The 19,502-nt window shown below is 36.0% G+C and carries 22 protein-coding genes, 2 pseudogenes and 1 other annotated feature; of the genes and pseudogenes, 5 read left to right on the top strand and 19 right to left on the bottom strand.

Annotated features, from left to right (window positions below; translation table 11 throughout):
- Positions 1–212 precede the first annotated feature (212 nt).
- The 4 genes from AC59HZ_RS30360 to AC59HZ_RS30345 all read right to left on the bottom strand — a co-directional run bounded on the left by AC59HZ_RS30360 (position 213) and on the right by AC59HZ_RS30345 (position 2,813).
- Positions 213–653: an SRPBCC family protein gene (locus tag AC59HZ_RS30360; protein WP_289988783.1), complete on the bottom strand. Its 441-nt coding sequence runs from the start codon at positions 651–653 to the stop codon at positions 213–215.
- A 538-nt stretch (positions 654–1,191) separates the two neighbouring features.
- Complete coding sequence (locus AC59HZ_RS30355) at positions 1,192–1,767, bottom strand: dihydrofolate reductase family protein (RefSeq protein WP_496549438.1); 576 nt, start codon at positions 1,765–1,767, stop codon at positions 1,192–1,194.
- Positions 1,768–1,970: 203 nt separating this feature from the next.
- Positions 1,971–2,186 carry a DUF7716 domain-containing protein gene (locus AC59HZ_RS30350; RefSeq protein WP_496549440.1) on the bottom strand — a complete coding sequence of 72 codons (216 nt, stop codon included), beginning with the start codon at positions 2,184–2,186 and terminating at the stop codon, positions 1,971–1,973.
- Positions 2,187–2,495: 309 nt separating this feature from the next.
- Positions 2,496–2,813 carry a hypothetical protein gene (locus AC59HZ_RS30345; RefSeq protein ID WP_496549437.1) on the bottom strand — a complete coding sequence of 106 codons (318 nt, stop codon included), beginning with the start codon at positions 2,811–2,813 and terminating at the stop codon, positions 2,496–2,498.
- Between the two features lie 463 nt (positions 2,814–3,276).
- Between AC59HZ_RS30345 and AC59HZ_RS30340 the strand changes: the two genes are divergently transcribed.
- Positions 3,277–3,615, top strand: coding sequence for a heterocycloanthracin/sonorensin family bacteriocin (locus AC59HZ_RS30340; protein ID WP_496549436.1), 339 nt, complete (start codon positions 3,277–3,279; stop codon positions 3,613–3,615).
- 248 nt (positions 3,616–3,863) lie between these two features.
- On the opposite strand, the gene AC59HZ_RS30335 is transcribed toward AC59HZ_RS30340, so the two are convergent.
- Complete coding sequence (locus AC59HZ_RS30335) at positions 3,864–4,427, bottom strand: GNAT family N-acetyltransferase (RefSeq protein ID WP_496549435.1); 564 nt, start codon at positions 4,425–4,427, stop codon at positions 3,864–3,866.
- A 708-nt stretch (positions 4,428–5,135) separates the two neighbouring features.
- Between AC59HZ_RS30335 and AC59HZ_RS30330 the strand changes: the two genes are divergently transcribed.
- Complete coding sequence (locus tag AC59HZ_RS30330) at positions 5,136–5,984, top strand: COG4705 family protein (protein ID WP_496549434.1); 849 nt, start codon at positions 5,136–5,138, stop codon at positions 5,982–5,984.
- A 351-nt stretch (positions 5,985–6,335) separates the two neighbouring features.
- Here AC59HZ_RS30330 and AC59HZ_RS30325 read toward each other — a convergent pair whose 3' ends face one another.
- From AC59HZ_RS30325 to AC59HZ_RS30295, 7 genes and pseudogenes are all read right to left on the bottom strand, one after another.
- Positions 6,336–6,953, bottom strand: coding sequence for a CotD family spore coat protein (locus AC59HZ_RS30325; protein ID WP_496549433.1), 618 nt, complete (start codon positions 6,951–6,953; stop codon positions 6,336–6,338).
- 122 nt (positions 6,954–7,075) lie between these two features.
- Entirely contained in the window at positions 7,076–7,249 is a 174-nt protein-coding gene (locus tag AC59HZ_RS30320; protein ID WP_496549432.1) for a hypothetical protein, read from the bottom strand.
- Positions 7,250–7,387: 138 nt separating this feature from the next.
- Positions 7,388–7,552 (bottom strand): annotated as a pseudogene (locus AC59HZ_RS30315) (DUF7683 domain-containing protein); the annotation flags it as partial.
- 172 nt (positions 7,553–7,724) lie between these two features.
- Positions 7,725–8,177, bottom strand: coding sequence for a GNAT family N-acetyltransferase (locus AC59HZ_RS30310; RefSeq protein ID WP_496549431.1), 453 nt, complete (start codon positions 8,175–8,177; stop codon positions 7,725–7,727).
- A 165-nt stretch (positions 8,178–8,342) separates the two neighbouring features.
- The gene (locus AC59HZ_RS30305; protein ID WP_496549430.1) at positions 8,343–8,900 is read right to left on the bottom strand and encodes a pyridoxamine 5'-phosphate oxidase family protein; all 558 of its coding nucleotides are present in this window, start codon (positions 8,898–8,900) and stop codon (positions 8,343–8,345) included.
- Between the two features lie 53 nt (positions 8,901–8,953).
- Positions 8,954–9,169: a binding site (T-box leader), on the bottom strand.
- A 200-nt stretch (positions 9,170–9,369) separates the two neighbouring features.
- A complete protein-coding gene (locus tag AC59HZ_RS30300; RefSeq protein WP_496549429.1) occupies positions 9,370–9,726 on the bottom strand; it encodes a GIY-YIG nuclease family protein in 357 nt (118 codons plus the stop codon).
- Positions 9,727–9,979: 253 nt separating this feature from the next.
- Positions 9,980–10,219, bottom strand: coding sequence for a hypothetical protein (locus tag AC59HZ_RS30295; RefSeq protein WP_496549428.1), 240 nt, complete (start codon positions 10,217–10,219; stop codon positions 9,980–9,982).
- 371 nt (positions 10,220–10,590) lie between these two features.
- On the opposite strand from AC59HZ_RS30295, the gene AC59HZ_RS30290 reads away from it, so the two are divergent.
- Positions 10,591–11,175 (top strand): YwrJ family protein, encoded by a 585-nt coding sequence (locus tag AC59HZ_RS30290; RefSeq protein WP_496549427.1) that lies wholly within the window; start codon positions 10,591–10,593, stop codon positions 11,173–11,175.
- 412 nt (positions 11,176–11,587) lie between these two features.
- Here AC59HZ_RS30290 and AC59HZ_RS30285 read toward each other — a convergent pair whose 3' ends face one another.
- Entirely contained in the window at positions 11,588–11,827 is a 240-nt protein-coding gene (locus AC59HZ_RS30285) for an RNA 2'-phosphotransferase (protein WP_496549439.1), read from the bottom strand.
- A gap of 514 nt (positions 11,828–12,341) precedes the next feature.
- Here AC59HZ_RS30285 and AC59HZ_RS30280 point away from each other — a divergent pair.
- On the top strand, positions 12,342–12,602 hold the full coding sequence (locus tag AC59HZ_RS30280) for a hypothetical protein (RefSeq protein ID WP_496549426.1): 261 nt from the start codon (positions 12,342–12,344) through the stop codon (positions 12,600–12,602).
- A 697-nt stretch (positions 12,603–13,299) separates the two neighbouring features.
- Here AC59HZ_RS30280 and AC59HZ_RS30275 read toward each other — a convergent pair.
- From AC59HZ_RS30275 to AC59HZ_RS30265, 3 genes and pseudogenes are all read right to left on the bottom strand, one after another.
- On the bottom strand, positions 13,300–13,797 hold the full coding sequence (locus tag AC59HZ_RS30275; protein WP_496549425.1) for a DinB family protein: 498 nt from the start codon (positions 13,795–13,797) through the stop codon (positions 13,300–13,302).
- A gap of 492 nt (positions 13,798–14,289) precedes the next feature.
- A pseudogene (locus AC59HZ_RS30270) lies at positions 14,290–14,490 on the bottom strand (M20/M25/M40 family metallo-hydrolase); the annotation flags it as partial.
- A gap of 17 nt (positions 14,491–14,507) precedes the next feature.
- Entirely contained in the window at positions 14,508–15,380 is an 873-nt protein-coding gene (locus AC59HZ_RS30265; RefSeq protein WP_496549424.1) for a phosphotransferase, read from the bottom strand.
- Between the two features lie 594 nt (positions 15,381–15,974).
- Between AC59HZ_RS30265 and AC59HZ_RS30260 the strand changes: the two genes are divergently transcribed.
- Positions 15,975–16,589: a hypothetical protein gene (locus AC59HZ_RS30260; protein ID WP_496549423.1), complete on the top strand. Its 615-nt coding sequence runs from the start codon at positions 15,975–15,977 to the stop codon at positions 16,587–16,589.
- Between the two features lie 384 nt (positions 16,590–16,973).
- Here AC59HZ_RS30260 and AC59HZ_RS30255 read toward each other — a convergent pair whose 3' ends face one another.
- The 3 genes from AC59HZ_RS30255 to AC59HZ_RS30245 form a co-directional block, all read right to left on the bottom strand.
- Positions 16,974–17,663 (bottom strand): polysaccharide deacetylase family protein, encoded by a 690-nt coding sequence (locus AC59HZ_RS30255; RefSeq protein WP_496549422.1) that lies wholly within the window; start codon positions 17,661–17,663, stop codon positions 16,974–16,976.
- A gap of 24 nt (positions 17,664–17,687) precedes the next feature.
- The gene (locus AC59HZ_RS30250) at positions 17,688–18,872 is read right to left on the bottom strand and encodes an MGDG synthase family glycosyltransferase (RefSeq protein WP_496549421.1); all 1,185 of its coding nucleotides are present in this window, start codon (positions 18,870–18,872) and stop codon (positions 17,688–17,690) included.
- A gap of 154 nt (positions 18,873–19,026) precedes the next feature.
- Positions 19,027–19,155, bottom strand: coding sequence for a hypothetical protein (locus AC59HZ_RS30245; RefSeq protein ID WP_496549420.1), 129 nt, complete (start codon positions 19,153–19,155; stop codon positions 19,027–19,029).
- Between the last annotated feature and the right edge of the window lie 347 nt (positions 19,156–19,502).

Below are 19,502 nucleotides of genomic sequence, written 5' to 3'. Positions count from 1 at the left end.
TGGTCTCTATACTCGTATCTTACTGAGGGGCTCTATTTTTTTCAAACCTGATATTTAACGATCTACAGGAATGCTAAACTGCTTTGTTAGTACAACAGGCAAAAAAAGACCGCCGCAGCGATCTATCTTGAACTCTTGCACCCAGTTTGTTTAAGTACATTAATTAGATTGTTAACATCTTTGCTTATGAAGCGATTTTCAATCTTTGTCAACTATGAGAATACTGCAATTTTACGTGCGATAGATTCTGTTAAACGAGATGCCACTTTGGGAACAGCCCATTTAATAATTGGTGTTAACACCGCACCCGATAATCCGCCTGCATGGACTTCCACCCTACAAGTCATTGTTGTTTTACCATTAACATCTTCTGAAGTAAAGTGACCGCTTCCTGTAAAATTATCTGATAAACCTTTTAGTACAAACTTAATATTTGAAGGTTCATTCCATTCGGTAATATCTACCTTCGCTTGTATTGTTTTTTTAATACCTTTCACACTACCTTCAAATGTCCAAATAGATTGCTTGTCATTTATAATTTCATGTTCTTTATAGGCTGGTACTGTCGTTGCCCATTTTTCAAGGTCACTAACATAATCCCAAACTGCTTGTACATCTACTGGAATTTCTACTGTATGTGTTCCTGTTGCCATTATGATTCCCACTTTCACTACGTATGAATTGTAAATTTATATTTCTACCAAATATAATTATTACATAAAAGACATAAATTTACATCACTAATTACACAGCTTTCCTTCTTCTAATAATCTTATTATTTGAAGAACTGAAATTTACCAATCCTCCACAATCTGGCCCGATTGTGGAAAAAAGCTAATGATGATTGCTCAGCTAAACTGCCTCGTTAGTGCAAGAAAAACGGGATCGCCCCAGGCATCCAATCTTTAACTCTTGCACCCGTTAGTTTAAGTGCATTTCTTCACAAATTGTTGAACTCAGTCCTATTTGGGGTACCACCAACATTTTAAAGAAAATATACGCTAAGCCCTGAATTGCTCCGACTTGGCGTTTCTCCTTAGTCTAAGCTCTAACGACACGATCACCCGACAAACTGAATTAGACTGACTCGTAATAAAAGCAGTGACGGACTAGGAACTCGAAAGACCTAGACTGCCGCTGCTTTTATTGTGCTAACGTAATCCGTTAGCGGAATCTACTTTAGGAGACAAGTCATCTAACCGTCTGGTAAACGAGGCCTATGGCTCCAGAATCAAATGTCTTGTTTTCGATAAGTCTAAGATTGATCTTCTCCTTGAGACCTTGGAATAACGGCAACCCGCTGCCGATCAGGACGGGAGAAACCGTAATTTTATACTCATCTATTAAATCAAGCTGCATAAGGTAGTGTGCGAACCTAGGACTGCCGAGGATGACCATATCCTTGCCTGGCTGCTGTTTGAGGTTCTTGATCTCTTCCTCGACATCTTCTTTCACCAGTCTGGAATTGTTCCATTCGACTTTCTCCAGCGTCGTGGAAAAAACGATTTTGGCTGTCTTTTCGATCCACTCGGCATGATTCCGTTCATGCTGCGAAGATGATGGGTTCGAAGGCACAGATGGCCAGTAACTGTGCATCATCTGATAAGTCCCACGTCCCCAAATGACAGTGTCGGCAGTACTCAGAATTCCTTTGGCGTGTTTCTCCAAATCAGCATCGTAGGAAACCCAGCCAATGTCCATTTCACCCTTCGGCCCTTCTACAAAACCGTCAAGCGATGCGTGCAGAAATAGAACGAGTTTTCTCATTTTCAGTTCGCCTTTGTTCATGAGTGATATCTACATTATACATTAACTACATATTAGCATAATTCAACTTGAGTTGTTTCTTATGGATTGCTAATCTAAACTGCTTCGTTAGAACAAACAAAAAAGACTGCCGCAGCGATCCATCTTGAACTCAAGCAACCGTTACTTCAATATCGTTTATTTAGGATAATCCATCATTTTATCTAATCAAACGATATAAAAGCATCATTATTGAAATAATACATAAATGCTTCTAACAACTGGGTTTCAGAGGGGTGAGGAAGTTGCTGTTTTGCATTAATAACAATATCTTGAACAGTTGCAATATTGAACACATAAATTAGATTATTATCAATTGCAAATATTGGGGTATCACCATCATCTCCTAGCTCTTCTTCATCTAGTTCATCCCAATTAATTATTGAGAAAAATAGAATTTAATGACCAGTTTTTATCCTTCGGAAAAAAAAGATATTCGTTCCAAGGCAATTCATTAATCTTTTTTAACACAGTTCTTAAATCAGTTAAACTCTCCATTTTCACTCTTCCTTTATTCCATTCCTCATATGATAACTCACCTTTGCTTAACTCACTAACTTAATAAATTCAACAATTGTGATACTAATCCTTCTTGTAATAACCTGCCCCGTTAGCACAATAAGAAAATGGGATAGCCGCAGCCATCCCATCTTTAACATAAGCACCCATTAGTTCAACAATCACACACATTACCAAAACGATTCAATATACTCAGTAACTTTATCTACAAGTAAAGTTGAAGCCGAATCTCTGTATTTTAAAATTTGATTTGTTATATATTTATCTTCAAAGTAAAACTTACTTTCAATGTTTAAATCGTATTCATCACCAGATTCAATCAAAACTGCGATTACTTTTAGTATGGTCACTCCCTCTTCTTGTTTTTGACCATTGTTCCAACCTATTACATCTATCGTGAATGAGGTATTTTCATTATCGCTTTTTCCTTGTTTTATTTCACTTATACCAATATAATCCCAAGATTTTTTTGATATTCTAAATTTCATTTTCACACCTCTTATGAATGTCTTTTTTAAATTAACCTGCTTCGTTAGAAAACTAATTCTATATAAAGAATACCAATTCCTCCTTAAACTAACCTGCCACGTTAGCACAAAAAGAAAAAGCTACCTGTCTGGCAGCTGGATCTTCAACTCTTGCACCCGTTACTTTAAGTGCATTCTTTCACATTCTTTATCCTAGTTTTCATACATTGAATCATCAACTTCAACAGTATATCAGATTAATCAACCACAAGTTTTTATGTAATGAATCAACATTAAATATTACCTCAAACTGAAATAGGCACTTAAATCAGTGACAATGACCTACCAGATTTCATAATTTGTTGAAGAGAGTACAGGTATATATGATGGTTTCATTTAAACGAAACTGACGAAATACCCTCGTTCATCTCTCTATATAGGTGTATGACTAACCTAATTTATAAATACAAAGGGGGAGGAAAAGATGCAGAATCTTCAAAACGAACTTCAAATATTAGGAATGGATAATTTCCAAGTTGGTAATTTAATTACCATTGATCCAAACCTCAATGATCTGCGTCATTTTGGCGGAATGCGTTGCGGCGGCGGTATGCGTTGTGGTGGTGGCATGATGTGTGGCGGCGGTATGCGTTGTGGTGGTGGCATGATGTGTGGTGGCATGCGTTGCGGGGGCTTTCGTTGTGGAGGTTTCCGATGTTTCAGTTGCTTCAGCTGCTTCGGCTGTGGCGGCTGTGGTGGTTGTGGTGGTTGTTATAACGGCTACAACAATTACAACGATTACAACGGTTGGTACAATTACTAATTCACAAAAGAAAAAATGGATATCTATTGAAATAAAGTGCCCATGCATAATTTGCCGCAAGGGCACTTCTTTACTGATTATCATTTTGGACAAAAAATCGTACACTAACTGATAGCGCACAATCGTAACGATTAGGAATTCATTCTTTCACTAACCTGCCCCGTTAGAACAACAAGAAAAATGACCGCCGCAGCGATCACTTTCTTTAACTCTTGCACCCTTTAGTTTAAGTGTAATTGTTTACAATGTTACTTTATTATAGAATAAACACAAGTGTCAGTTAGTTTGTTACCATCAGCGGATAAATCATCATTTCTTAAAGTACCATCTAATACAAACCCAAGTTTTTCTGGGATAGCACGACTTTTAAGGTTTGTTGATTCACACCTTATTCCAATTCTTCTAAATTTGATATTATTTAATCCAAAGTTAACCAATTCCTCTACAGCTTCAGTCATATATCCATTACCGCTATATTTTGTATTAATCCAATATCCAATTTCACATTTTGGAATGTCCCAGTCAATCCCATGGAGGCTCGTAGTTCCAATAAAGTCATTGCCACCTTTATCAAAGATAAGAAAACGAAAACTTTCTCTCTTTAAAAAATTTATATGAGCATTCCTTAACATTATCTCTGTTTCTTCAACAGTAGGAGGTTCCTGGAAAAGTGACAACCACGATTTTAATTCATAAAAGGAATCACCAATTGCTTGGTTCACAATTTCTCCGTCACCAGCTTGTAGTGGTGCTCGAAGCATTTGCCTTTCTGTTTCTAATTTAAAAGGAACATCTAACAACAATGGGTTCATTTGATTTTCCCTCTCTCTGAACTTTTTAAATTAATAATGAAAAGCAGTGAAATAAAAAAACTCTCACATCCAAGAAATAAATCTTTAGGACAAGAGTTGTAACTTCGTGGTACCACCTCAGTTTTTTGAAACGTCACCATATCAACCTCTTCAGGTACTTTCATACCCTATCTTTCTATCTTAAGATCCCGTCTTACTATCCCTATTTTTCATTAGATTGGTAAGAAGTTACGAGGCTTTATTCATTATGACGAATACTACTCCTTTTCAGCAAACAGGAGCTATCTGTATATATCCACTTCTTAACTACTCTTATCATCAACGTTATTTAATGCGGAATTTTCTGAATATTATATCCTCCCAAGTTACTCTTGTCAAGAAATTCCTTGTTGAATTAACCTGCCCCGTTAGCGGAACAAGAAAAAGAGCCGCCACCGCAGCCCGTTGTTGAACTCTTGCACCCGATAGTTTAAGTAGATTACTTCACAAACTTAATATAAATATTTAGTGTTTTTTACCAACCCCCAAATATTCCACTCTTATATAAACATTCTTATATGCCCACAATCGATGGGTGATGCAAATTGTGCAGACGGAGAATTTTTTATGAAATTAAGCTTTTTTTAATCCTTTTTTCAGGTTCTCTTAATAAATAAAGAGACTATTTATTGTAATTTAAAATAAAAATGAAAGGGGAATGCAATTTATATGTCAACAACAAAAAAAATCGTAAATTCGTCAATTAACAAGATTCCTCAATTGACACTCCTATTCTGGATTATGAAGATTGCCGCCACAACATTAGGAGAAACAGGCAGTGATTTAGTTACTGTACCTGGAACAGAAGATAATTACATAATCCCATTTCTGTTTTTCGTTGGTGTTTTTGCTATCTTTTTAACCATTCAATTGTTTGTTAAGAAATATGTTCCACCTGTTTATTGGACTGTTATTTTATCAACAAGTCTTGCGGGAACAGCATTTTCTGACTTTATGGACCGTTCATTAGGATTAGGATATATGAAAGGTTCACTGATATTAGTAAGTTTGCTGGCAATTATTTTTTTATTTTGGTATTTCACAGAGCCAACATTAAACGTTAAGAGTATTGCCACAAAACGAGTTGAAATTCTATATTGGATAGCCATTCTAGTTTCTAATACACTAGGAACAGCAGCAGGAGATTTTTTATCGCACAAAGCTTCAGGAGTCGGAACGTTAGCAGGTGGTGGTAATTATTTGGAACAAGGTTTAGGACTTACAATTGCTCAAGGCGCTATGGTCACAGGTGGGTTAATATTAATAGTTATTTTAGCGTATTGGTTTACAAAAATAAATAGAGTGTTTTTATTCTGGTTAGCATTTGTGTTGACTCGTCCTTTCGGAGCAACGTTCGGTGATTACTTGATTAAACCTCACGAAAAAGGCGGACTAGGTTTAGAAAATGGTACAGAAATTGCTTCCGGTATTTTATTGGCTATTCTTGTTATCTGCATCATTATTCAGTTCGCAACAAGTAAATCGAAAATAGATGACTCTAATCTCCAAGTAAATTAAAACTTAAAAGACATACAAAGGGGCAAACTAAAGAGTCCTTAAAAAAAGCGCGGAAAGGAAATAAGAAGTTTTTCTTACCGTGCTCTTTTTTGTTTTGTTTTCAATATTTTAGGCAAACAACTTCACCTCTCTATAAATAAATGTGATAATTTCTAAAATAAATTTTTACCTTTTCTACTTAAACTAACCTGCCCCGTTAGTTCAACAAGAAAAAAGACCGCCGCAGCGATCACTTTCATTAACTCTTGCACCCGTTACTTTAATAAGAAATATTACACAATAGACCCACATAGGGAAGTAAAAACAACTTTAATAAAAATGCCCCAGCCTAAACGGCTGGGGTAAATGAAGCTAGTATCCAAATGGTCTAGGCGGGCAACAAGGGTTGAATGGGAATCCGCACATCGTATGTGTTTCACAGCATTCATTTACATATGATTCTGTGTGCGGGAAATAGTGTTGATGATGAATCATATGTTTGTTAACAGTAGTTGTATGCGAAGGGTGTACATGTGTTACTACATTATTATACAAATTTGTTTTTACATATTGTTGCCCAGGTGAAACTAGTGGTGGATCATATTGAGCAGGGAACGCATGAGGGGGACAGTATATTGGCTGACATGCATGAAGTGGAAAGTATTGGTCTGGCATCTGTTTCATGTGTGGTACTACATTGGGAATTTCTTTCATTGGTGGTACTATATTTGGAATTTCTTTCATTTTTGGTACTACATTTGGAGTTTCTTTCATTTTTGGTACCACATTTGGAATTTCTTTCATTTTTGGTACTACATTTGGAGTTTCTTTCATTTTTGGCACCGCATTTGGAGTTTCTTTCATTTTAAGTACTACATTTGGAGTTTCTTTCTTGGGAGGTACTGCTTTTGGAACTTCCTTCCTCGGTGGCACTGCTTTTTGAGTTTCTTTCATTTGTGGTACTGCTTTTGGACTTTTTTTTCTAAACATCGTTAAATGACCTCCATGTGAAAATATCTTGTTACTACATTAGTCTATGTGAACTTAGATTTGTGCGGACTAGTTTATTACCTATTTTGTATAAAATGATACACACTACGATCTTATACTTCTTATTCATGTAATCTGCATCCGTTAGCACAATAAGAAAACGGGATAGCCGCTGCCATCCCATCTTTAACATAAGCACCCGTTAGCCATCCATGCAGCACAAAATCAGTGCTGCACCACAGAGAATGAAAATGGTAAGGAAGTGTCAATAATGATACTGACCTTAATCCAGTCAACCCTAATCCATAGGCTTATTAATTAACGCTCTCCTCTTTTTTTAACGATTGAGCAGGGTCTTCTTTAATATTGTCATTTTTCAATTCTTGAAGAAACTTATTTTCATGGTAGTTGAAGAAGAATTTTCTAAAAAACATTTAATAATCACCGCAAAATCCATATTCATATTTAGAGAAATCCATCTTATGTTTTATAAATTTTTGAATGAAAACAGCTTGTTTTTTTGTTATTTCAAATGAACCAATGACAGGATGCTCTTCTGATAGATTAAATATTTTACGATATTCATCTAAAGGAATACCAGCTAGTTCATATTAATTCCTTCTTTACTAACCTGGCCCGTTAGCTCATCAAGAAAAAATGACCGCCGCAGCGACAATGATCCTTAACAAAAGCACCCCGTTGGTGCAACAAGAAAAAAGGATCGCAGTAACAATCTTTTCTTAGTTCAGCAAGGATTACAATTTTTTTAATCTACAAATCTTGAGATAATCGAACCATATCCCTGCATTGTATGCCGTTTTCGAAAATCTCTTCTGGATAGTGCTTAATGAAGAAGTCTATATCAACACCAGTAATTCTAAAACCACATTTTTGGTAAAGGGCTAATTGTCCAATACTTGAATTTCCAGTTCCGACTTCTATGGTTCTGTATCCTTTTGACTTTGCCACTTCAATTGCATTTATAATTAGTTGTTTCCCAAAGCCTTTACCATGCTGGGTTTCTATTAATGCAATATTCACCAACTCCACCGTTTCAGGTCTTATAGGCAGGAGGACAAAAACGCCAATAATTTGAGCATCACTTTCAGCTACAAAGCATTCTCCTCTTTGCATATATTCTTCAACGATTACTTTAGAAGGGTCAGCTAATAACAACAAATCCATTGGAGGCTCTTCATCTATATTTAGTTTTCGAATAAACATTTTACTCTCCCTTATATAACTGTATTTTCCTTCATTTTACCATTTCTTGTTGAACAAACCTTCTCCGTTAGCGAAATAAGAAAAAGCCACCAATATGGCAGCTCCGCTCTTTAACTCTTGCACTCGTTTGCTAAACAAGGACTATTACTATTTAACGTTATTAAGCTAGATAAACTTTTCCCCAATTGGTGTAACTATTCCATCCATACTAATAGAATTATTCTTTTTACGATATTCTTCTAGGTCTTGTTCGCTTTTATTGGTAGCCCACTGTTGAAGAGTATCTCGTTCACCATTGTATGAATAAAATGGAACACTAAAACCACATGACGTTTTTACCGTTTCAATCTTTGCATGAATTATTTGACGAGAACCAGGCAGGAGGTCAAAGTGCTTAGCCATGTAATCCCATTCTGGTGAGTCTGGTAATACTACCTTACCTCTTCCGTATAGACGTAAAATCATCGGGGGACCTTCAAAAGCTAAGAACAAAAATGTAATTCTACCGTTATCTATTAAATGGGCACTTGTTTCATTTCCACTACCAGTTAAATCTAAATAAGCGACCTCATTTGGTGAAAATATCCTTAGTACATCATGACCTTTTGGGGAAATGTTAACATGTCCGTCTGTTGATAGTGGTGCTGAACCAACGAAAAAAATCCGTTGTTTTCTTATAAATTTTTCATGTTTTGGAAGTATTGATGAATAAACTGTTCCCATAATATATTCCTCCTCGCCTCACCAATTGTTTAAAATAAAAAGCCTACCATCTCATAAGAGACGATAGGCTTTACCTTCGTGGTACCACTCTTGTTGATTTGCTATTAGAACAAATCCACTTTATAACTGATTACGGATGTCAACCGTTAAGACTTACATATCAGCCTTACCACTCGTGGGCGAGTTGGGGACTTTATTGACTGTCTTTCACCAGCCGACAGCTCTCTAAACAATAAACATTCCTTAATATTCCCAGTCATTGTGTTTTGAAATTTTGTAATTTTCTCAATTTTATTATGTATTATTAAATTGGTCAACCAAATTTTTCTATTTCTTGTTCAACTAAACTCCCAGTTAGTAGAACAAGAAAAAGAGTCGTAGCTTAGGCTCTTTATTAAGCTCAAGCATCCTTTAGCTTAAGCAAAATTATTCACAAAAAAGATATACTAATAAGCACTAAAATTGTGCTTTAATTTGCAGGCTTATTGTACCCTCTGTCTCCGTATGGTTGTAATTTCTCCAACCACTTCTTTACCATTTGCTTAAGCTGCCAGCCTTTGTCTGTACCTTCTTCAACTTCCTTCTTCTCTAGTACTTCGTAGACGAATGAATCTCCCCCTAATTGACTCCAATCTTTTTGCAACTGAGCATTTGCGAATCTCCCCATTTCAAGTTGCATTTTCAGTGTTAGCCACTTGTTTTTTAAGTTAGGACAGCTATCAACATAAATTTTTCCATTAACCTTGTTTTTAATTTGATATATGCCCATATAGGTCTTAATTTGATTAAATTCCTCTTTTAACTCCTTACGCCTGCTCTTATCCAACGTTCTCTCTCCTTTCAATGTCTATTGCTTATTCTTCCAACTCTTTTAAGATTCTTGATAGGACACGCAATCGTTCACTTAACGCCCCATATGGTTCTCCTCCTTTATCTTTAAATAGTTAAAGATATTCTGTAATTCCATATGTATGCCTTTTTCCATTAAACGGCCACGTTAGTGAAATAAGAAAAGCTGCCAAATTAACCGCTCCGATGTTCAACTCTTTCCCCCCGTTAGTTTAACAACAAACTAATAACTATAACTCTTTTAGTCTTTTCTCAATCCTTTTTTTAATTTCTTCCAAAAGGCTGATTATTTTTCCTAATCTCCCTACAATAAAAACAGACATAACGGCAATAAAGTAAAGTGCCAGCTCTTGAGTGTTTGCTAAAAGTCTATAAATAAACGGTACCCATCCCCCAAAAATCCAAACGTCAAAAATAATTACTAAAATTGTTAGTACAATCAAAAAAATTAATATTCCTCGTTTGCTCATATTCTCCCTACAATATTATTATTTCTATTTCCAATATTCGTGATTAGAAATAATTATTCCTTCTTCAAGTATTCTAAACCATTACTTCAATTAAAAAAGCTACCAAAATGGCAGCTAGATCTTAAACTCTTGCCCCCGTTACTTTAAGTGCATTTTTTTACAATCCTTAATATGGTTTTCCCTCCTGAAAATACCATCAGCATGGGTTCCCATCACTATTACTAGGTAAATAGTCTTGTATCATATCATTTAAATTGCCTATTTTTCACTTAAGTTATGAACAAACAGGCTATTTCATTAGGACAACTTCATCCAGTGATACATATTTATGCAGTGTAAATATCTAATTATTTTAAGGAGGAGAATTTTTTATGGAGGACATCATTAAAAATTTTATAGGTAGTGTAATTAGAGTTGATCGAGGCGGACCAGAATCCAGAATTGGGAAGTTATTGGATGTAAGTGACGATCATATCGCCCTTCTCACGGAAGAGGATGGGGTCGTTTATTACAACACTCAACATATTAAAAGTTTAACAGAAAATATGAAGGGGGAGATGGAATTCAACATTGAAGTTCCTAAAGATTTCGAATTTAAAAAAGCAGCCAATTTCCAAGAACTGCTTGACGCATTGAAATTTCAATGGGTAAAAATTAATCGTGGCGGTCCTGAGAAGTTAGAGGGGGTACTCAGTGATGTAACGAAAGATTTTGTTTCTTTGATCAATAAAGAGGAAGTCGTTCGCCTTTCCATGTTCCACATTAAAAATATTAGTTATGGAGTAAAAATTGAAAAGGCCGAAGAAGTACAATCTTATAACCAATCTAGTAACAAAGCTGGAAGCCAATCAACTAACCAATCAGAAATGGCTGAATCCGATAAACAACAGTCACGTCAAAAAGTTGTAAAATCAAACAATAACAGTCGAAATAAAAAAAATAAAACTAAAAATTAGCACAAATGTAACCTCTTTCTTAAAATCTTACACCCGTTGTGACTAATGATCAGTTTAATAAATATTCCACAAAGAAGAAATTCTAGGATTAAGAGTAAGGGATTTAAATTACAACAATTCCTACAGTCATTGTATCATCTCACACATCGTGAAAATTTACAGCCATACTCAACTCTTGCCTATTCAATAAATCCCTTTTAAGCAAAAAGTGAAAAAGGTAGTATTCAATCCACATAGAGTCTTTCTGAACCGTCTGGTGACGGTTTTTTTACTCATAAAAAAGAACTCAGTATTCTAATGCATTTATGGTCAAATGTACATCATGAGTAAATTTCCATGTTAAACTAAACTGCTTCGTTACTTGAATAAGGCTGATCAAATATTAACCAGAGTCTGTCATAAAAATGTCCTTTTACAACTGGTCCAGCTTATTATTTTTGATAAATTGCGGAGGAATAGCTTCGCAAAGCCACACCTCACCTCCTGCAGGATAAAACTTCACTCCCGCATGGTGAGCGCTTTGAGCATCTACTACAACCAGCACCAACTCGCCTCGGCGTTTGCCAGCGAGTGAGGCAAATTTAGTGGTTTCAGAGAGATGCACATATTGCCTTTTCATAGGCTTTACTCCTGTTCGAAGGATGTCAGAGATTTTGTTATTCCCTAGAAAAGGAGCTATTTATGACTGCTTTATTTCCTACAATCTGGACTCCGTTAGCTGGATAGTCGTTTTAACCGTTCATGGTGGTATATCATTTTTTTAAGTAACCTTTGCCTTATCTCATGGTCAAGGCAGCTATCATACAAAGCCTTAATGTACATTCCCCTGATTTTATGCCAATAGATTTTTAACTTAATAAACAATATACCACCTCCGTTCTATTTGTATATTAACACTTTATTGTTACCGTTTCATGTCCAATAAGAAACAATTGAATTCCTTTAGTGCGATAAAAAAGCCGCCGAAATGGCAGCTGGATCTTCAACTCTTGCACCCGTTAGTGTAAGTACATTTCTTCACAAAGGGACTTTTCTTTATGTTGACTAGCTCAATCCTTCTTGTAAAAAGAACATTGATTCCGATATGAAGAAGCATAAGAAATAATATATGACCGCATGGTTAATCCTAACATTAGTCATCGTCCAGGAGAGGCAGGTGGTTGTTTATGTCGTATTGGTGGTTGTTCCTATCTTCTGCTAGCTTTAATATTGTGGCAATTAAAGCAAAGCCAGCATTAAAACCCATTGAATACTATGCAACAATTGTTACTTGCCTATTTATAGCAGAAACCTTCGATAGATGGACAGACAAGATGGAGAATATCTATGGCTTCTTTAAAGAGCATATCATGGAGTGGCAAACCCAGTCGTCACAAAGAACATCATTAATTTATCAGAAAATAAAGACGATTCTTCAACTGATATGAACGAAAAAAGCAAGCCCACTGTTAAATTTGATTAAAACATGCTTACAGACCATTCATCTTTTTCTTGGTTTCTTTGTCAAGGGTGGTTTTCCCTTGACGAACGAATCCAAGAAAAAGAAATAATTAAACAGCTGAAAACAGCAGTTTAAACTCTTGGCACGATGGCAAATAACGCTGACGGCGGTTTAAAGTCTGATATTCTCGGGTTGGTTACCGCATTTCAGTCCTATCCGTCACGGAGCTGCCTCTGACTAAACGCGCACGTTCAGTTATAAAGATACCTAGTACATAGTTGAGGATGAGGGTTCTCCTTACCGAGGATTTTGTCTCCGAGCCAAAACTTCAATACGAAAAATTCATTGAGTTAAGGAATCGATGTTTTTTTACTTTTAATAGCATTTAAGCTGCATTTGTTACACCGGTTTTCTGATTTTCAATGAAACAACCAATCGCCAACTCAATGTGTTGTACATGCAAAAAGACGCCTTCTTATTTAAGAAAGGCGCCCGACTGTTGAACAATGATATATGCGAAAGATCGCTCTGCAAATACGTTCTAATTTATTTGACAAACACACCCGTTTATCCATCCATAAAGCAGGAAAATCACCCGCTTCATCATAGAGAATGAAAAGGGCTTCACACCGTCAATACTGCTTCTACGGCTAGGCGAAGGAAGGTCGCTGAATTTTGGTGCTTTAGGACCAATCAACGCCACCCCAAGAGGATTGCAACTTTCGCAACAGAACAATTTGGCCGAGATGATACGTATCGTGCATCATGATATTGCTGAGTAAACGCTCAATAGAGTACCTGTTAGCTGCATAAGGAGCTTTTAACTTTTCATCGTCAAGGTCCGCAATGACCGTTTTTAATTTATTCATGACTTCATTAAGGCGCTGCACTGTCTGGGCCCATCCAATTTCGTCTTTTGGATCACCCGGATTTCCAAAGGTTTCTTCATTGTCTTCTGCCTTATGCGGATTCTCAGTGCCCTTAATTCGATGGATTACGTCTTCATTCCAAAATATCAAGTGGTTGACAATCTGCCAAATCGAATTGCTGATTCCCGAACTTGTCCATGCTGCCTCAGCTGCGATGACTCCATGAAGCGCCTGATCCATGGATGCAAACCAATCATTCTCATGGCAATGCATGTCGAGTTGTTCTAAAAACATTTTGGTTACAACTTGCATACAACCAATCTCCTCACTGTTTAGTGTAATCTTTCAAAGTTAAAAGACAAGAAAAAATCTGATTATAGTATAATTTAATCGGTCCTAAAAAGGTAAAAACCAAATCCAAGTGGTCCCTTCCATATTGGACATACCTTTCTCTCCAGCTTCTAATTCTCTCCAACATCGTAGGGTAATCCGAAATTTCCGGGTGACGATAACAATAATCCTCAATCAATTTCGAAAAAAGCCATTCATACGCATAAAATAACCTTCATTTTCGACTGTCGGCAATATATCGAAAAAATATTCTCAATGAAGTACTCCATTCTTTTATTTTGAGAATACAACAAAACCATGATCACTATGTCTTATTCGGCTCATCCAGCTTTTATTCCTTCATCATGACAAATAAAGTACCCTATAGGGCAGACCTTTTTAAGTGTCTATGGGTACATTTTTATTTTTCTGGTTGACCTGTTGGCTAAACGACATACCACCTGTCCTTTGATTTTATAAGTGGCTTAATTCATATAATGCTTTGGCATAGATGGCTGTCGCTTTGATTAAATCATCGATTTCTATAAATTCATCAATTTGGTGAGAGCTATCTACTTTACCAGGGAAAAGCGCACCATAAGCCACTGCATTTTTCATTAACGCTGCATATGTTCCCCCGCCCGATGTTAAAAGTGTGGGTTCATCCCCTGTAATCTGAACAAGAATCTCTATTAGTTAGAGGGAAGAAATTCCTTCCATTCTTTCCAAGCTTCCATATAACCACTTAGGTCGTACGGATGAACTTTAATACATACTCCAATACGTGTATATAACTGAAAAAGAACTTCGTCCAAAAGTCGTTCCTTTGTAAAAGAAGCCTGACTATTCCACAAGGAAAACAAAGAAAAAAGCGTACTTAAATTTAGACTATCAGGCGAAGAACAAAATGCATAAGTGAAATCGTAAATTTTCGGTCCAATTAATGGTGATGGGTCAATAACTCCTTTTAATTGGTTTTCCAAATATACAAAATTATGTACACCAGTATCTCCGTGTAAATAATACTTCTCTTCTTGACTATGATATTTTTTCAATTTATCTACCAAAATCTCTACCCTTTTATGGTCATCACTGGAAAGTAAATCTCCTATATTCTTATGGGCAGACTCCAAACTACTTTGGTTAAAATCTGACCAAGTATTTCTATGGATTCCATTAATTCTACCCCAAGGTGTGTCTTTATCCACAATTTTGTATTTATTGAATAGTTCTTTTATTAAAATTTTCATCCATTCCCTTTTAGAACTACGATTATAGTGGGTCTCTCCAGAAATATATGAATAGGCAATAAATTCTTTTTCATAGTCTGTATAAAAAACATCTGGTAACAACCTTACATCATTATAAGCCATAAGAAAATCCTGAGTTGCAATTATATTCGTAGGGTTGTCTATTTTTATAACATAAGTTGGTATTTTATTAAAAAAGAGATTATATAAAACACCATCAGTTGTACCACTTTTTAATCCCTTTAATTCCAATCCATCATTTATAATCAAACCATTATTTAATAGAATATCAATGATTTCATTAATCTTTTTCATTTTTAATCCTCATTTGTTATTTTTGTAAAGCTATATAAGTTATAAATTCTCCTTCATCTTCAACTATCCTGTTTCTTTAGTACAATAAAAAAAAGGCTGCCGTAGCACCCCTTTGAAAGGTAACTAAAGTTAGATGAAAAAAACAATATTCTTTAACAGATCCAATAAATAAAAACAGGGCATAGAAGGAAAACTTAGTTACGAAGCGAGGTTCTTCCCATTAAGAGGAAAAACAAAGGAGTCGTAACTTATGAAAATGAATCAGCGTCCTTCGGTGACTGTTTTTTTATTGTCTAGAGGATCGCCCCCAGCAAACTCCTTATTCAACAACATAAGCACCCGTTAGCTTAATAAGGCCTAGTCACAGGGTTACTGCTCTAGTCCGTCAGATGATTTACATAAACTAGGATTTTTTTGCTCAATAACCGGTGGGATTTTAAAAAAAGGTTTAGCTGCGTCTACAGCTTTTTTGTGTGATTAATCAAAAATCCTTTATACTTTTGTGAACTATTGCTTGCTGTGTCACAAGAATACAAGCAGAAAGGACAACATGTCTATATAATATAGTATTTAAAAGAAAGGAGATGCTTATGATTGAGTGATAGTAAAAAAATGTCTGATTCAAATAATTGTCCACGTTGCGATAAGAACCCCTGTTGTTGTCCAATCAAAAATACTAATAAGAATACTTTTAACCCAACAATTAACGTCAATCCAGTAATTAATATTTCACCTACACCAGTTAACGGTGAACAGGGATTGCTTACAGAATTTGATGGAAGTGTATTACCGGGAACTGATTTCGTTAATATACCTATTAGATTGTCACCTATTACTATAGGGACAGCGACTTTGCATATAGATGATCCGAGTGATCGCGTTTTGTTACAGGCAACTATTCAATCCATAAATCCTAATGACTTTACTTTATTTATACAATTTTCTATCTTCCGCAATGGAACTGAAATATATAGCACGATCGATAATATCCCTCCATTAGTAGAATTTATTTCAGCTACAACAACTGGTTTTTCATTCTTAGATAAGACACCTTTAGCTGATGCCTCTCCCTCAGGGTTAGTCCTATATGAACTCAAAACGAGCAACTTACGAAGTGATGTATCTTTCTTTGTCGGCGGTTCTAGGGATACAGATTTTATCGTTTTTACTGCTTCTAAAATCAAAGCCAACAATCCAACCAACCCATAACTATTAGTTGATTTTGTTTGTCTTTCATTTTAAAATTCATAGTAGGGCTACCTCCTTAAGGCTATGAGTTAGATTGGACTCTATACTCGTATCTTACTGAGGGGCTCTATTTTTTTCAAACATGATATTTAACGATCTACAGGAATGCTAAACTGCCCCGTTAGCCATCCATGAAGTGCAAAATCAGCGCTTCATCACCAAGAATGAAAATGTATTGAATCCGTCAATACTAAGACTGGGAGAAGAAGGTCGATAAACTATGGTGGTGCCTTAGATCCCATCCGATCTTCTGACTCCAACGACCACGGTGAACCACAACTATTACCGTACAAATCCCTGCAACAATACCTTTTTTAGGAATACACAGAGTGGAAGTTTCTGGTACTATAATTCGTCAATTCTTGCATAGTTCATACCTTGACTTGACAGTTCTTTAAAGACTTCTTTTAATGCATGGATAGTATTCATTGGAGCATCTTCATCCGCACCCATGGTTTCTCCACTATCATGCAGAAGGATGACATCTCCCTTTTTTATTTTCTGTAGCAGCCTTGATTTAACTTTTTCACTGCCCCCTTGACTTCGCCAATCTTCCGCCATGACTGACCAATGGATGATCTTATATTGTTTCATTAGAAGAAAATCAAATAGCGTTACTAATCCCCATGGCGGACGATAATAAATGGGACGGTCCCCGGTAATTTTTTCAATAATGGAAGCGGTCATTCTTAAATGCCTTCGAAGTGTCCACGGAGCCATAACCCAATTAGAAGTGTGTACGTAATTATGCATTCCAATTAAATGGCCCTCCGAATGAATTCTTGCAATTACCTCCGGGTATTTTTCGGCTTTCGAACCAACTACAAAAAACGTTGCTTTTATATTGTTTATCTTTAATAAATCCAAAAGCTGCGGTGTATAAAATCGATTGGGTCCATCATCAAAAGTAAAAGCAATCTTCTCAGATGATTCTTTCCGCTTTAATACTCCGATCCCCATACCTGCAGTTAGGATAAAGGGAACCAACCAGTACAATGCCAGTAAGAGAACCACCAGAAGAAGAATCTTAGTCATTTAATGCACGCTCCTTTATTTAACTTAATAACTAAGCGAATACATAAAATCCTTTATAGGATACTGGTTTTCCTTTGTACGATTAATTGCATCAATGACTTCAACCAATGCAAATGCAGCTTCTTTAGGATGAAATCGTTTTGAATTTCCTCTCATCTCTTGTAGTAGTTTCGCATTGCACAGTAATTTGGTTAAAAGATCAGTTAATTCATGCTCATTTTTTGCCTCTATTGCCACACCGGATCGAACTAAAAAATTAGCGTTATCCTGCTCTTGACCAGGAATTGGTTTATAAAGCAGCATAGGCAATTTCATGGCAATCGCCTCAAACGTAGTGACTCCTCCTGGTTTTGTAATCATCACATCGGAAATAGCCATGATCTCGTGAACATAATGTATATAACCAGTCACATGAACCAGATGTTTGGAACCCTTTAGCATTTCTTTCAATTGAATTTGAAGTTTTTCATTATACCCACAAACAATAAACAACTGTACTTGCTTGGGTATTTCTTCAAACTGTTGAAATGTAGAAACACCTTCACCAATCAGGCCATAACCGCCTCCCATTACCAAAACCGTAGGCATATGACAATCTAAACCATACTTCTCGCAAATTTTCTCGCGGTGAAAAGTTTGAAAAAATTGCTGTCGAATCGGAATCCCTGAAACTGTAATCCGATCAACTTCCACACCTAATTTTATCAGTGCTTCACAGACTGCCTTAGAGCCGACCATATATTGATCTGTATAAGGATAAATCCAGCTGCTGTGATCGGTATGATCGGTAATCGTTGTCACAGTTATCGCATTGCTTAAACCATAGGATTTTAACTTTGACATCACAGCGGCCGCTAACGGAAAAGTACTGACTACAACGGTTGGCTGAACTTCATCGATTAAATTTTTCATTCGTCCAATTCCAGATGATAAATACTTCTTCATCATGTTTGAAAAAGTGTTCATCTTTCGCGTTTTTTGATAAATATATCCATAGATTTCCGGAAAATTTTTCACTCCCTGCAGAAATAAAAAACGGCTTACCTGATTAGAATAGGGGTGGACCAATTCCATAAAATCCACAATCACAGATTCTAGGGTAGGAAATCGTATTTGTATAGCTTCTTGTAGAGCATTGGCTACTTGAACATGACCTGCTCCATAATTTCCAGTTAGAATTAAAATCTTTTCCTTTTTTACTATCTGCATCGATTCCCACTCCTTAAAATCATATCTTTATACTTATCAAGATATCGGGTAAATCCACTTACTAATATTAACTTTGCCAATTTGTCTGCATTTTTATTTATACGGATACTTCCATTAAATAAGTAAAAAACAACAAGGGGGGCGCTCCTTTTTTTTATTGTTTTTTCAATTCATTAACAATCTCATTAATGCGTTTTTCCACTTCATAAAGGTTCTGCTGCATCCGGTCACGCCGACTTGTCAAGACCTGCAATTCCTGTTTTAATTCCTCTGTTTTGCTCATGATTTCCCCTCCGGATTATGACATATCATTAGTATGCTAGAAGAAGCCGACTTCAGACAAGGAAGAAAATGTCTGCCTTATTGACAGACATTCTTTTGGGAACATAAAAAGTCACCTGTGAAGGTGACTTAATTGTTACATATCATTATATGTATTTAAATTGGAAGGGTCGAGCACGTAACGATCTACCTTGCACTATTATGAATAGCTGATTACCTATTTATAATCTTTCGACCATAAATAAACAGTTTACCACCCATAATAATGGTCCGTTCGACCGTACAAAATACCTGTACACCCATATATAACCTCTCGGCTATATATGAACGTTAACTTTATTGAGTCAT

The sequence above is a fragment of the Neobacillus sp. DZ-9 genome (assembly GCF_059587065.1).
This window is presented reverse-complemented; position numbering and strand designations above follow the sequence as displayed.

Bases quoted from the DNA above. Each gene is read 5' to 3' on its own strand.
- AC59HZ_RS30360 (WP_289988783.1), bottom strand. From the start codon at position 653: ATGGCAACAGGAACACATACAGTAGAAATTCCAGTAGATGTACAAGCA.
- AC59HZ_RS30355 (WP_496549438.1), bottom strand. From the start codon at position 1,767: ATGAGAAAACTCGTTCTATTTCTGCACGCATCGCTTGACGGTTTTGTA.
- AC59HZ_RS30345 (WP_496549437.1), bottom strand. From the start codon at position 2,813: ATGAAATTTAGAATATCAAAAAAATCTTGGGATTATATTGGTATAAGT.
- AC59HZ_RS30340 (WP_496549436.1), top strand. From the start codon at position 3,277: ATGCAGAATCTTCAAAACGAACTTCAAATATTAGGAATGGATAATTTC.
- AC59HZ_RS30335 (WP_496549435.1), bottom strand. From the start codon at position 4,427: ATGAACCCATTGTTGTTAGATGTTCCTTTTAAATTAGAAACAGAAAGG.
- AC59HZ_RS30330 (WP_496549434.1), top strand. From the start codon at position 5,136: ATGTCAACAACAAAAAAAATCGTAAATTCGTCAATTAACAAGATTCCT.
- AC59HZ_RS30325 (WP_496549433.1), bottom strand. From the start codon at position 6,953: ATGTTTAGAAAAAAAAGTCCAAAAGCAGTACCACAAATGAAAGAAACT.
- AC59HZ_RS30310 (WP_496549431.1), bottom strand. From the start codon at position 8,177: ATGTTTATTCGAAAACTAAATATAGATGAAGAGCCTCCAATGGATTTG.
- AC59HZ_RS30305 (WP_496549430.1), bottom strand. From the start codon at position 8,900: ATGGGAACAGTTTATTCATCAATACTTCCAAAACATGAAAAATTTATA.
- AC59HZ_RS30295 (WP_496549428.1), bottom strand. From the start codon at position 10,219: ATGAGCAAACGAGGAATATTAATTTTTTTGATTGTACTAACAATTTTA.
- AC59HZ_RS30290 (WP_496549427.1), top strand. From the start codon at position 10,591: ATGGAGGACATCATTAAAAATTTTATAGGTAGTGTAATTAGAGTTGAT.
- AC59HZ_RS30280 (WP_496549426.1), top strand. From the start codon at position 12,342: ATGTCGTATTGGTGGTTGTTCCTATCTTCTGCTAGCTTTAATATTGTG.
- AC59HZ_RS30275 (WP_496549425.1), bottom strand. From the start codon at position 13,797: ATGCAAGTTGTAACCAAAATGTTTTTAGAACAACTCGACATGCATTGC.
- AC59HZ_RS30265 (WP_496549424.1), bottom strand. From the start codon at position 15,380: ATGAAAAAGATTAATGAAATCATTGATATTCTATTAAATAATGGTTTG.
- AC59HZ_RS30255 (WP_496549422.1), bottom strand. From the start codon at position 17,663: ATGACTAAGATTCTTCTTCTGGTGGTTCTCTTACTGGCATTGTACTGG.
- AC59HZ_RS30250 (WP_496549421.1), bottom strand. From the start codon at position 18,872: ATGCAGATAGTAAAAAAGGAAAAGATTTTAATTCTAACTGGAAATTAT.
- AC59HZ_RS30245 (WP_496549420.1), bottom strand. From the start codon at position 19,155: ATGAGCAAAACAGAGGAATTAAAACAGGAATTGCAGGTCTTGACAAGT.